This window comes from Acinetobacter sp. YH12040, from assembly GCF_013420005.1.
Lineage (GTDB): Bacteria > Pseudomonadota > Gammaproteobacteria > Pseudomonadales > Moraxellaceae > Acinetobacter > Acinetobacter amyesii.
In genome coordinates, this window is sequence record NZ_VOZB01000022.1 from 1 (window position 1) to 12,869 (window position 12,869).

Genomic DNA, 12,869 nt, shown 5'->3' on the forward strand with positions numbered 1-12,869 from the left:
AATTTCGATCGATCAATCAGTAAAAATCCACACAAGTTGTTCTTCATAATCTCTTAATGATCTTCTTGTTGGTTCGTCACCAGCAAGCTAGGTCGGCTATATTACTCTTTATTTCTAAAGAGTCAACTGGTAATTCAAATTATTTTTAAACTTATCAAATAAAACCCAACTTAATCAATTCAACCAAGTCATTGTTTTATCAGGAGTTTTAATCTTCATCACCGCCGATGGATGTGCATTCTACAGCATTTTTGATCCAACGCAACACCCTTTTCCATTTATTTTTAATTTTTCATTACGTTTGTTTATTTATTCTACTAAATTGAGTTTTTTTACTATTTTTTGAGCATAAAAGGGACAATATTTCCATATTTGTCCGTTAATTTATCTTTTTCATTCTTTTCTTGCCATTTTAAAGCTCGACAATCAACATATTCACAGTAACCACCTTCCCCACACTCGATTTCGTCGTTGATTTTGATTTGATAGTTAAAGCTTCCTGCATAGCCAGCGCCGAGTCCAAATTTAAAATCCCCACGACTCTGCGCTTGTATATGTATTTTCATTTTGTCATTTTGGTAAATCCATTCAAATTCACGTGGCAAATACATTTTTTGCAAATTTGGGGTTTTAACAGCGGGATAAACGCGCATGACTTTAAAGAACACGCCTTGGTCTGCCATGAACACTTGCTGCTGATTTAAATCTCTTAGATATAAACGCGAACTCAAAATATTGTTATAACGATCTCGCGTTTGCATAAAGATAATTTGACGTTGTCGACTAAGGTTAATCACCTGATGGGTATAAAACGCTAAAGGTAAATATGGGAACTTACGTATTTGTGCATAGGATAATACCGCCAGCTGATTTACATCATACATCTGGCCCTGAAATTTGATTTGACCTTCACATTGGCACATCACCGACCAATATTCAGCAAGACCCAATCTCAACTTAATTAAACACGAAGAAATATCGGTAGTTTGCACGGACAAATCTAAACTGAGTTCAGTATCTTCTCGATGGATTTGAAATACCGCTCCATCCCAACCAATCTGCTCTTTATCTCTAAATTTAAAGACGGTATCACTCAGACTACAGTCGTCTTTGATGGAATATGATTGTAATTGCCCAACCATATGACCGCTCACACTGGTCAATACTGTGGCTGTATTGAGTTCCTCTTGTTGAATGGACACAGGATTTTGAAAAGCGGGAATCTGAGGCTGACCGAGCCAACTTATAAAGTTAAGATAATGTAAGGGCGCAGGAAGATTCGGTAGACAGAGTCCATAATGGACTGAAGGGTAAGGCGTATTCGGCGCATGTAGATTTATTTTTTTATGTTGTAAATCTGGAGCTTGATTCAGTCGTCTTGATTGATCCAAGAAATCTTGAAATATCTGCATATCAAGCTCCTTTTCATTTTTATTTCATGTTTTAACTCATGCTTCAGCCTTTTTTGCCATTAAGGTTGTGACAAAGCCAGACAATGCATAAATTACTGAAATAATTAAAATACCCATTGGAATATTATACGTTACGGCAGCTAAAATGAAGACTATGATTGGCAACACCGCAAATGGAACACGGCGACGATCCACAGTTTTAAATGAATAGTATTTTACATTTGAGATCATCAATAGACCCACTGCAATAATCACTACCGCATTAAAAATCTGAATACCTGTTTCGCGTAAGTCGAAGACCGCAGGGATATCCATACCTACCCATACCAATGAAATAATCATAACGGCTGCGAGTGGACTTGCAACACCAATAAAATAACGTTTATCGACAATCCCAATTTGTACGTTAAAACGTGCCAAACGGAAGGCTGCACATGCGGTGTAAACAAAACATGCTGCCAGGCCAATACGGCCTAAGTCATTTAGACTCCAGCTATACATTAAAATGGCAGGTGCAACACCAAATGCTAGCAAGTCCGACAACGAGTCAAACTGTTCACCAAAAGGACTTTGTGCGCCGATAGCACGTGCGACACGTCCATCCAAACCATCAAATAATGCTGCAAGGAAAATGGCATAAATGGCTTGTTGAAACTCACCATTCATACTGGCAATTATTGAATAAAAGCCGGATAACAACGCTGCAGTTGTAATCAAGTTTGGCCACAGATAGATCCCACGACGTTTCACTTTATGCCCTTCATGGGTATGCTCCTCTTCTTCAACTTCAAATGTAATGCCATCAAATGCATTTTCATCCTTTGAAGAAATTTCCCGCTCAGGTTTATTTGTATTTGTCATTGTTCGATCCTAACTGTGACCTTTCTTTTTCAAGTTTAAAATTATTCGCCAACCAACCAACGTACGGCTGCATGACCACCATTTTCATTCATACGAAGATGTGGGAACAACCATTGTAATGCTTCGTCCGCATCTTCAGAGAATTTCCAAGGTGGGTTAATCACCAATAAACCACAACCATTCAGTCCGACTGGAGTGTCATCTGGCCATACACAAATTTCGCAAACTAACTGACGACGAATGCCGGTTTTGTACATTTTCTTTTCAAAACGTTCAATCATCGCGCGGTCTTTAATTGGATACCATACCGCAAAAACGCCTGTCGGCCATTTTTTATAAGCAGCCACCAATAATTCTACAAGCTGTGGAAAATCTTTACGTTCTAATTCGTAAGGCGGGTCAATCATGACTAAACCACGTTTTTCTTTTGGTGGAATTACACCCAGTAAACCTTCGTAAGCATCACGTTCATGCAAGCCTGCACGTTTATCAAAAATATTGTGGCGCAATTGCTGAAATACATCGCGCTGCATTTCAAAAATCGTTGCCTTATCAGTTTCACGCATGCCTTCAAGTGCAAACCATGGAGAACCTGGATAAGCACCTTTACCAAAGTTTTCACGCATTTTTTCAACAACTTTTAAATATTGTTGAATACCTTCAGGCGCATTTCGTTTAATCGAATCATCGAGCTTAACTAAACGATGAATACCATTTAAAAACTCACCTGATTTCTGTGCTTCAGAGGTCGAAAGATCATATTTACCTGCACCACCATGTGTATCTACATAGCGATAAGGTTTATCTTTTGCATTCAGTCGACTTAATAACTGAAGCAGCAAAACGTGCTTCATCACGTCGGCAAAGTTGCCTGCATGAAAATGGTGACGGTAATTCATGTTTCTTTAATTCCTAATATCAACGGACATTTTAGCATGAAAAATAGTTTCATTCCGATGCTATTCTTGCTCTAGAATACGTCACCTTTTTTTTCCACAACTTTATGGATCGTATATGGAAACAGCCTTTCTCCCAAAGTCTTGGCCGGTTGATCAAATCCTCGATGATTTAGATCAACACGGGTTTAGCATTATTGATGACGCTTATCCTGCTGAATATATACATGCACTTGTTGAAGAATGTATGTCAAATTTAAATAAATTTAGGGATGCAGCCGTACAAAATGGGGTCATCAGTAAAATTAGAAGTGATCATATTTTATGGATTAACGACACATTAGATGTCGCACAAGAACACGTTCAAGCCTTAGAACATTTATCAGAACAATTTAATCGCGCATTTTTTTCTAACATTCACGAAGTCGAAGCACATTTTGCTTGTTATAACGCAGGTGAGTTTTATGCACTACACAAAGATAATCCTCAAGGCAAAAATGGACGTGTCATTTCAGCGGTTTATTATTTGCATGAATATTGGCAAGCCGACTGGGGCGGTGAATTGCGCTTACAAGATAAGAATGATGTTTGGCATATTTTAGAACCTAAACCGAATCGCATTGCGTTATTCCAAAGTGACCTATTACACGAGGTACTCGAAGCAAAACATCAACGTTTATCGATTACGGCTTGGCTACGTAATGACAACTCGATGTGGTAATTCGAGATTCCTCCTTTAAATCCCTTAAACTATCCTCATATATGAGTCATTCATAGATGAGGATGTACCCGATGCGTCAAAACAGTCATAAAATTATTCAGCGTATTGGCGAAACCGATCAATTATTTCTACAAGGCAACAGCCCTGAACTTGCTCTTGAGCGCGCAGACTTACGCCTGCAATTGGTTAATTTAAGTAAGAACCATCAAGAACAAGTGTATTTTCTGCAAGAAGCCATTGTTCTACTTGAGCAAAGCCGGATTGAATTTGAAGAAATGCCGATTGAGCTATACGTCAGTTTGTCTGTACATTTAGCCAAAGCTTATATGATATTTTTTGAAATTACCCAAGAGCAGCGCTATGCCCTGATTACCCAGCAGATTATGAAACCGATGTCCAAAGCTGAACATGGCGACATTTACTTCTACCTGGCCTATGCCTCTGCAGTAAAACAGGAACCTGCGTTAACCCGCCACTGGCTAAATAAGTACTGCAAATCTCAAGAATTCAAACTGACCACATTACTTGAGCATCCTGCATTTAATCCATATCGCCAAGAAGACTGGTTTTCAGAATTACGCCAAAGCAAACTGCACTAAATAAAAAAACACCTCCGAGGAGGTGTTTTTTTATTTGTGGAGAAATGAAATTTATGCTGGCTGCAGCTTATATGCATCCATATGCAACTGTTGATTCAGCTCATCAATCCAAATCGCCCAATCATCATCTTGTACTAAATGACTGATTAGAAAATCACGCTGCGCTTTATTCCAAAATGGCGCATCATGTAAATTTTCACTTGCAGCAAGCTGATGCGTACGCACGTATAACTCGATCGCTGCTGGACTGCTAGCTAACCCCAATTGAGAAAACAATAAAGCTAAGGATGGTTTATTTTGATTGAGCATCTCGCCCTCCTTATCAACTAATCTGTCATTTATTATTTAATTAACTTATATGATGAAGCTAAAAAAACCTAGCGTTAAAACTAGGTTTGTTGTTTCAAATTGTATTTAGATTTTGCATGATCCGGAAAGCTTATGTTCTGTATGCAATTGTTCATTTAAAATATCGACCACTATGGCCCAGTCATCATCTTTTTTCCAATGACTGATAATGAAATCACGCTGTGACTTCGTCCAAAATGGCGCTTCGTGCAATGGAACATCCATGGTGATTTGATGCGTTTCGATAAATTGGTCAATGCCTTCCGGACTTGCATCTAACCCCAATTGTTCAAAAAATAGTTCCAACGTCGGTTGTTGATCAAACATTGCCGTTCTCCTCAAGCCAAAAACATTTCTTCCATCTTCATAGTTATCTGTTTAATTGACTTTGTCAGTTGCAACTACATCTCAACGTGTTATTTTTTGTTCAAAACTTAAGCTTGGTATTTTTCGCAGGCCATAAAAAAGCACCCCAAATGGAGTGCTTTTTTTTATAATTTAATTTAAAAAATTAAATTATTTAACCATGTCAGCAACTGCTGCACGTTCTTCTTCAAGCTCGTTTAGAGTGACGTTGATACGTTCACGGCTGAATTCGTCGATTTCAAGACCTTGAACGATTTTGTATTCGCCATTTTCACAAGTTACAGGGAAACCGAACATTACGCCTTCAGGAATACCATAAGAACCGTCAGAAGGAATACCCATAGTTACCCATTTGCCGTTTGTGCCAAGAGCCCAATCGCGCATATGGTCGATTGCAGCGTTTGCAGCAGAAGCAGCAGAAGAAAGACCACGCGCTTCAATGATCGCAGCACCACGTTTACCAACAGTTGGAAGGAATACGTCTTTGTTCCAAGCAGCATCGTTGATTTTGTCTTTTAAGCTTTCGCCGTTTACATTTGCAAAACGGTAGTCAGCATACATTGTTGGAGAGTGGTTACCCCAAACTGTCATGTTTTCGATGTCAGAAACTGCAACACCCGCTTTTTGAGCAAGTTGAGTTAACGCACGGTTGTGGTCAAGACGTAACATTGCTGTGAAGTTTTTCGCTGGAAGATCTGGAGCAGATTTCATTGCGATGTAAGCGTTAGTGTTTGCAGGGTTACCTACAACAAGAACTTTAACGTCACGGCTAGCAACTTCGTTAAGTGCTTGGCCTTGACCGATGAAGATTTCACCGTTTACTTTAAGAAGGTCAGCACGTTCCATACCAGGACCACGTGGACGTGAACCTACAAGAAGAGCGTAGTCAGCATCTTTGAATGCAACTTTAGGATCATCAGTACCGATCATACCTTCTAAAAGAGGGAATGCGCAGTCATCAAGTTCCATCATTACGCCTTTAAGCGCTTGTTGAGCTTTCTCAACTGGAATTTCTAATAATTGAAGGATAACTGGTTGGTCTTTACCCAACATTTCACCGCTTGCGATACGGAATAATAAGCTATAACCGATTTGACCAGCTGCGCCAGTAACGGCAACACGAACTGCTTGCTTCATGTAATTATCTCCAATTGAGGAAGGTCATAATGATTAAATAGCTGTTCTATCTAATCTTAATAATCATAAACGGCAAAGATTGTACTCCAATCTTTTGACGCTTGCATGTAAAAGAGAATGCTTTTCAACAAAAGTATGATAGGAAATATAAATAAAATGCCGAAAAAAGCTTAGAAAGAACCTTTAATTATGAAAGTTGCAGGACAATTTCCGACGATAGTCGTAGGGCAACTTTTGTACTGACCATTGTTTTTATAGCAGATTTTAATCTCAGTCAGTAGGCTACCACCACGGGTTTGCATACAGTTAAATTCAATACTTTGTGATACCAATCCGCTGTTCATACGCAACATTTTATTACGCAAGACATTGGCTTGAATAGATTGGGTTTCTTGGCTAGTCAATTCATCTGGAATTTTTAGCTTATCTGCATGATTAATAATGGTTCTGAAATACTGGCTGGCATTCATTGGGACACAGCCGCCGGTATTGTGCCAAAGCGCCACGCGAGCATTTTCATCAGGCATAATCCGTGCAACCACTTTGGCTTGCAGCGGAGAAAGTTTAGCGGAACTATTGGTGGTGCAATCACGGGTAGAAGTTTCTGGATATAGACCCGTGATATTGAGTGAATACCCTTCCAGACATTTACGCTTTTTACTTTTTAATGGGTCATAAGCGCAAACAGCAGGCACCATTTGCACATCCATCACATAACCATTGACCACGGGTGCTGCCGAAAGCACAGACATACTAAAGCCTGCACCACTGCCGATGAGCAGTGATGTCAGTATTCGATAAGCAGGTCTAATGTCCATGTTCGGCATTCATTATTTACCCATATTGCACCTAAAAGCAGGCGCATCTTGCTTTAAGGTTTATTGCGCATTCCGTAATGGAATCATTTGCATTCGTTTTTCAATCGATTGGGGTCCCTGACCCAATAAAAGGCCGTAATGGGTTGCATTGGTCATCACATGTTTTACATAGTCTCGAGTTTCCATTAATGGAATCGATTCCGTATATTGGTCCGCTGCAATCGCTTGATACTCAGGCTGCCAGCGTCGAGCACGATTTGGACCCGCATTGTAACCTGCGGTCGCTAATACTGGACTATTACTCAATTGACGTTGAATCATCGATAAATAGAAAGTGCCATAACGGATATTGGTATTCATATCCGTTAATGCAGCGGGGTTATAACTCTCCCCCATCTGACGAGCCACCAATTTTGCTGTGTCTGGCATAATTTGCATTAAACCACCGGCACCGACATGTGAACGTGCGCTAGTAACAAACCGACTTTCTTGACGCATCAAGCCATAAGCCCATGCAGGGTCAATGCCGGCATTACGACTATGACTCACCACATAATTTTGATGCGGCATAGCATAACGTAAAGCATAATTATGCTGTTTAGTGGTTCGATCTGCTGCATAAATCGCCCGATCATACCACCCCATATCGGTTGCACGTTTAGCTGCGGCAAGAATCATGCCATCATCATGCTTTAAGTAGGCTTGACGCACTGCCCAGTTCCATTCACGGTTAATATAGCTGTCAGATGCATTAATATTGCGCAATGCAAAGGCACGACGGAAGTGAATATCCTGACTGAGACGCTGCGCATCTTGTGACGAAGGCTGCACATTTGACGGAATATTGTTATAAGACTGACCAATTTTGTCACGTGCTAACAAATTATGGTAATCATCGCCAACGGCAAGCTTGCGATAAATTTCTTTTGCCGCACGTTTAGATGAGGCATCTCCACGTTGTTCAGATGCTCGTGCTAACCAATATTGCCAACGATCTTCCTGCTTTTGCGAAACGCTCATCGCATCAATTGCACGAATGACACTTTCCCATGCGCCAAAACGAATGGCTTGTCGCGCATAAATCTCGGCTTCTTCTGCACTAAAAGGCAGTCCATAACTCAAATCAAGATAATTTAGAACTTCACGGTTGAAATTATTTTTCATTACCGTTGTACCACCGATATACCCGACACTACGGTATAGGGCTTTTTGTACATCGGCTGGTGTGCCTTCTACTGCACGTTTCACCGAAGAAATCGCGCCATTTAAGTCGCTATCGGCCAAGCGACCCATCGCATAAATCAGGTATACATGATCTTCAGCTGTGGCTTTGGGTGCAGACCATAAATAATTCAGTGGATTGGCTTGAATGGTGTTGAGTTGTGACAAATTAATATTTACGCCAATGGTTTGCGCAGTCGCAATCGCTTGTCCTGACTGACCCGCTCTTAACTGTCCCCACATCCGTTGATGGCGGTCATCTTGAGTCATTAAAGGACTCGACAGCATCATACGGCCCAAGCCCGTACACGAGTCAGGTTGTGAGTTTGTGGTCAACCATACATCTTTAAATTCTGCGTAGACCAGAGGGTCGCCCGACTTTGCGCGGACTTGAGCCATGGCACATGTTTCAGCACGGTCAGCATTAGTCACATATTGCAAGACAGGCTGTGCTGTAGCGAAATCAGCTTGTTTGACTTTTTCTTCAACATAATCTGCGGCTAATTTTTCTGCCATTGCCGAGTTTGGATAACGCTGTGCAAAATTAGTAATCGCACTTGCAGGCTGTGAAGCCAAATTGTTATTGAGCAACCAATATTCTGGGTAATAGCCCAAAACATCATTTTGCATGGATGATTGGTATTGTTGTAACAAACCTATATTGCCTGCATTCGCAGCACGTAAAGCATCGTTAAACTGCTCATCTGCCGCCTGAGCAAACGCAGAAATTCCGGAGAGTCCCACACTCAAAGCAAGTAATTTAGCGTAATTTTTCTGTTTAAAATTATGTTTTAACATCCACTTGCCTTCTTTCATGTCATTCCGCCCGGTTACAACACATCGAACTTTATTTAGGAATTAGTTTAATAATTCTAAACTCTGCATTGTGTTCTGTTATGTAACCTTATGATTAGCCAATATTAATTTTCAAACATTTTTACTTCATAAATCAATATGGCAGAGTTGTCATTTTAGGCTGTAAGTTTCTAGTGAATTACTGCTAAAATATTGCCCATTCTTAAAATCCCCTTTTTTGACCTCCGCAGCTGCACAATTCGACTGATTGAATTGTCTGTCAGCCACGTATGGTTATTGATTTTCATAAAATTCCTTTAGGAGCCTACATGACGGTTCAAACCTTCATCCCCAATAGTGCCCAAGCTGCCCCAGATAACACTGTTACCCAGCCACAGCACACCCCAGCTCAAGATGGAGCAGTGAAAAAACTGTACATCGAAACGCAAGGGTGTCAGATGAATGAGTATGACAGTCAACGTATGGGCGACCTTTTAGGTGATTCTCACGGCTATGTGCTGACAAACGATCCAAAAGAAGCGGATATTCTCCTGATGAATACCTGCTCTATCCGTGAAAAAGCACAAGAAAAAGTATTTTCTGAGTTAGGCCGCTGGCGCAAGCTGAAAGAAAAAAATCCTGACTTGGTGATTGGTGTTGGTGGCTGTGTAGCTTCTCAGGAAGGTGACAACATTCAAAAACGCGCACCCTATGTTGATATGGTGTTTGGCCCACAAACCTTGCACCGTTTACCGCAAATGCTCGATCAGCATACTGAGCAAGTGGTCAAACCGAAAAAAGAAAAAATTCAGTTGGTGGATATTTCATTCCCGGATATTGAAAAATTCGACTTTTTACCTGAACCGCGTGTAGAAGGGTTTAAAGCCTTTGTTTCAATTATGGAAGGCTGTTCAAAATACTGTTCATTCTGCGTAGTTCCTTATACCCGTGGTGAAGAAGTATCACGTCCACTGGATGATGTATTGGCTGAAATTGCTACTTTAGCAGAAAAAGGTGTACGTGAAATTTCATTACTCGGCCAAAACGTGAATGGCTACCGTGGTGAAACTTTTGAAGGCGAAATCTGTACCTTTGCAGATTTATTACGTTTAGTTGCTGAGATTCCGGGCATTGGCCGTATTCGTTACACAACCTCGCACCCGCTTGAATTTAACGATGACTTGATTCAATGCTACCGTGACTTACCGCAAATGGTTTCTCACTTGCATCTACCAGTTCAAAGTGGTTCGAATGACGTGTTACAAGCCATGAAACGTAACCACACGATTGATGTGTATATCGACAAAATCGCAAAGTTACGTAAAGTTCGCCCTGATATGCATTTATCCAGCGACTTTATTATTGGCTTCCCGGGTGAAACTGACGAAAACTTCGAAGAAACTTATCAATTTATTCAAGATATGGACTTCGATCATTCATACAGTTTCATCTACTCAAAACGTCCGGGTACACCTGCGTCAGAGCTTGAAGACACCACCCCTGAAGATGTGAAAAAAGAACGTCTTGCCAAAGTTCAACAATGGATTAAACAATCCAGTATTGATAAAACTGATGCCATGCTAGGCACCATTCAACGTGTCTTGGTTGAGTCTGTTTCAGACAAAGATCCGAACTTGCTGATTGGTACTGCAGACAATACGCGTTTGGTCAGCTTCATTGGTGATCCTGCATGGGTTGGGCGTTTTGCAGAGATCGAAGTGACCGATATTAAAACTTTGAAGTTTGTTTATGGTGAACTCTTGAATCTTGAGCCTGACGTGGCGTAATGTAAGCTTAATCGTCAGACCAATTTAAAGGAATTCTCTTGACTGCAGCGATTCGACGTACTGTAACTTTTGCTGGTATTCCACTTGACCGTTTACAAAGCATGCTCGGTGCCTATAACGGTCATCTCAAACAAATTGAACAACGTTTAGATGTCAAAATTTCTCATCGTGCAGATGCTTTTTTTGTCGATGGGGAAATCGATGCGGTAGAGAGAGCCGAAAGTCTCCTTCACCGTCTTTATGAAGAGTCCGAAACCAATCCACAGATTAGTGCGGACATTTTACACATGATGATTCAAGGCAGTCAGACTGACCGCGAAATTCAGGAAGATTTTTCTGAAAATGAGCATACCGGTTTAGACAATGTTTATCTACAAACCCGTAAAGGTCGGATCAATCCACGTGGTGCCAATCAAAAACGCTATGTACAACGTATTTTACAAAGCGATATTTCATTTGGTATCGGCCCAGCGGGTACAGGTAAAACTTATCTCGCGGTCGCCGCTGCTGTAGATATGCTAGAACGTAACGAAATTCAACGCATTTTATTGGTTCGCCCTGCGGTTGAAGCAGGTGAAAAACTGGGTTTTTTACCCGGTGATTTGAGCCAAAAAATTGACCCTTACTTACGTCCTCTCTACGACGCTTTGTATGAAATGCTGGGTTTTGAAAAAGTCGCAAAACTGATTGAACGTCAAGTGATTGAAGTTGCACCACTGGCCTACATGCGTGGTCGTACCTTAAATCATTCTTTTGTGATTTTAGATGAAGCACAGAACACTACCCCTGAACAGATGAAAATGTTCCTCACCCGTTTAGGCTTTGGTTCTCGAGCGGTGATCACGGGCGACATTACACAGGTCGATTTACCTCGTGGTCAACAATCTGGTTTGGCACATGCCTTACGTGTGATTGAAAAAATCAAAGAAATTCATATTACTCGCTTCCACTCTCGTGACGTGGTACGTCATCAATTGGTTCAAAAAATTGTTGAAGCTTATGAGGGATGGGACAGCGAACAACATCGCCTCACGGCTGAACAACGTGCAGAACGTAAAGCACGTCAGGAAGCCTTGGTGGCGGACAATGATGCTAAAGCTGATGGGCAGCATCAAGACGAAAACATTTAAGGATTCATTTTGAAACTTAATCTCTCCTTGCAGCAAAATTTTCAGTCACCTGAATTGGTGGTGAAACGTGCGCATATCAAAAAAGTCGTGGAAACGGCTTTACATCATATCGATACACAAAGTGATTGTGAGATCGGTATTGCATGTGTGGACAATGATGAAAGCCACAAATTGAACTTGGAATATCGTGGCAAAGACAAACCTACCAATGTGCTGTCTTTTCCGAGCGATCTCCCAGATGAAATGGCGGCAGTTTTAGACTCATTTCCGATTGGCGACTTGGTGATTTGTATTCCTGTAGTTCTTCGAGAATCACAAGAACAAAGCAAAGCCCCCCTGACCCACTTTACGCATATGCTGGTACACGGTACGTTGCACCTGATGGGCTATGACCATGAAACCTCTGATGAAGATGCTGAAGAAATGGAAGCTTTGGAGATCGAGATTTTAGCCAAATTGGGGTTTGATAACCCTTATCTGGAAAGAGATTAAGAACTAAAAAAGCGAGCTCCGGCTCGCTTTTTTTATCGTCATAAAAAACAAGGAAGGAAAGATATGCAATATGTCGTGATTTTTAAAGCACGCATTCGTACGCTTGATGAGCTGTATTTTTCGACTGCACAGCAGCTTAGAGACAAAGCCTTGACACACTGTAAGCGTCCGCTGAACCCCATGCCTATTTTTTAATTTGAGTTGGATTTCCAGCGATGTGGCAGTAATTCTTCAATCTGAGTCACTTTATGTGTCGGCAACCTTTTCAGCACATCACTTAAATAGG

The 12,869-nt window shown here is 41.0% G+C and carries 15 protein-coding genes; 6 read left to right on the forward strand and 9 right to left on the reverse strand.

Annotation, left to right across the window (positions count from 1 at the left end; all coding sequences use genetic code 11):
* Window positions 1-335 precede the first annotated feature (335 nt).
* Genes FTT99_RS15940 through FTT99_RS15950 form a run of 3 tightly spaced genes read right to left on the reverse strand, consistent with a single transcriptional unit; the run spans window position 336 to window position 3,172 of the window.
* A complete protein-coding gene (locus FTT99_RS15940) occupies window positions 336-1,412 on the reverse strand; it encodes a DUF6670 family protein (RefSeq protein ID WP_180131896.1) in 1,077 nt (358 codons plus the stop codon).
* A gap of 36 nt (window positions 1,413-1,448) precedes the next feature.
* Window positions 1,449-2,273, reverse strand: coding sequence for a CDP-diacylglycerol--serine O-phosphatidyltransferase (pssA, locus tag FTT99_RS15945; protein WP_180131893.1), 825 nt, complete (start codon window positions 2,271-2,273; stop codon window positions 1,449-1,451).
* Between the two features lie 41 nt (window positions 2,274-2,314).
* Entirely contained in the window at window positions 2,315-3,172 is an 858-nt protein-coding gene (locus tag FTT99_RS15950; RefSeq protein WP_111885953.1) for a 23S rRNA (adenine(2030)-N(6))-methyltransferase RlmJ, read from the reverse strand.
* 115 nt (window positions 3,173-3,287) lie between these two features.
* Here FTT99_RS15950 and FTT99_RS15955 point away from each other — a divergent pair, with 115 nt between their 5' ends.
* Complete coding sequence (locus tag FTT99_RS15955) at window positions 3,288-3,890, forward strand: 2OG-Fe(II) oxygenase (protein WP_111885952.1); 603 nt, start codon at window positions 3,288-3,290, stop codon at window positions 3,888-3,890.
* 71 nt (window positions 3,891-3,961) lie between these two features.
* Complete coding sequence (locus tag FTT99_RS15960; RefSeq protein ID WP_180131890.1) at window positions 3,962-4,489, forward strand: hypothetical protein; 528 nt, start codon at window positions 3,962-3,964, stop codon at window positions 4,487-4,489.
* Between the two features lie 51 nt (window positions 4,490-4,540).
* Here the strand turns inward: FTT99_RS15960 and FTT99_RS15965 are convergent, their stop codons facing one another.
* From FTT99_RS15965 to FTT99_RS15985, 5 genes are all read right to left on the reverse strand, one after another.
* On the reverse strand, window positions 4,541-4,798 hold the full coding sequence (locus FTT99_RS15965; protein ID WP_078189234.1) for a DUF2789 family protein: 258 nt from the start codon (window positions 4,796-4,798) through the stop codon (window positions 4,541-4,543).
* 105 nt (window positions 4,799-4,903) lie between these two features.
* Entirely contained in the window at window positions 4,904-5,164 is a 261-nt protein-coding gene (locus FTT99_RS15970; protein WP_078192425.1) for a DUF2789 family protein, read from the reverse strand.
* Between the two features lie 189 nt (window positions 5,165-5,353).
* Window positions 5,354-6,340, reverse strand: a complete 987-nt coding sequence (locus tag FTT99_RS15975; protein WP_078192426.1) for a malate dehydrogenase — start codon at window positions 6,338-6,340, stop codon at window positions 5,354-5,356.
* Window positions 6,341-6,510: 170 nt separating this feature from the next.
* Window positions 6,511-7,092, reverse strand: a complete 582-nt coding sequence (locus FTT99_RS15980) for a ribonuclease I (RefSeq protein ID WP_171262588.1) — start codon at window positions 7,090-7,092, stop codon at window positions 6,511-6,513.
* Between the two features lie 126 nt (window positions 7,093-7,218).
* On the reverse strand, window positions 7,219-9,195 hold the full coding sequence (locus FTT99_RS15985) for a lytic transglycosylase domain-containing protein (RefSeq protein ID WP_180161659.1): 1,977 nt from the start codon (window positions 9,193-9,195) through the stop codon (window positions 7,219-7,221).
* 308 nt (window positions 9,196-9,503) lie between these two features.
* On the opposite strand from FTT99_RS15985, the gene miaB reads away from it, so the two are divergent.
* From miaB to FTT99_RS16005, 4 genes are all read left to right on the forward strand, one after another.
* Entirely contained in the window at window positions 9,504-10,961 is a 1,458-nt protein-coding gene (gene miaB, locus FTT99_RS15990) for a tRNA (N6-isopentenyl adenosine(37)-C2)-methylthiotransferase MiaB (protein ID WP_180161661.1), read from the forward strand.
* A 38-nt stretch (window positions 10,962-10,999) separates the two neighbouring features.
* Window positions 11,000-12,091, forward strand: a complete 1,092-nt coding sequence (locus FTT99_RS15995) for a PhoH family protein (RefSeq protein WP_111885944.1) — start codon at window positions 11,000-11,002, stop codon at window positions 12,089-12,091.
* A gap of 9 nt (window positions 12,092-12,100) precedes the next feature.
* Complete coding sequence (ybeY, locus tag FTT99_RS16000; protein ID WP_180131881.1) at window positions 12,101-12,583, forward strand: rRNA maturation RNase YbeY; 483 nt, start codon at window positions 12,101-12,103, stop codon at window positions 12,581-12,583.
* 63 nt (window positions 12,584-12,646) lie between these two features.
* Window positions 12,647-12,778, forward strand: a complete 132-nt coding sequence (locus FTT99_RS16005) for a hypothetical protein (RefSeq protein WP_373684811.1) — start codon at window positions 12,647-12,649, stop codon at window positions 12,776-12,778.
* Here the strand turns inward: FTT99_RS16005 and FTT99_RS16010 are convergent.
* On the reverse strand, window positions 12,775-12,869 hold a 95-nt coding region (locus FTT99_RS16010; protein WP_141192749.1), incomplete at its 5' end, for a transposase domain-containing protein. The two genes, FTT99_RS16005 and FTT99_RS16010, sit on opposite strands and share 4 nt — an antisense overlap.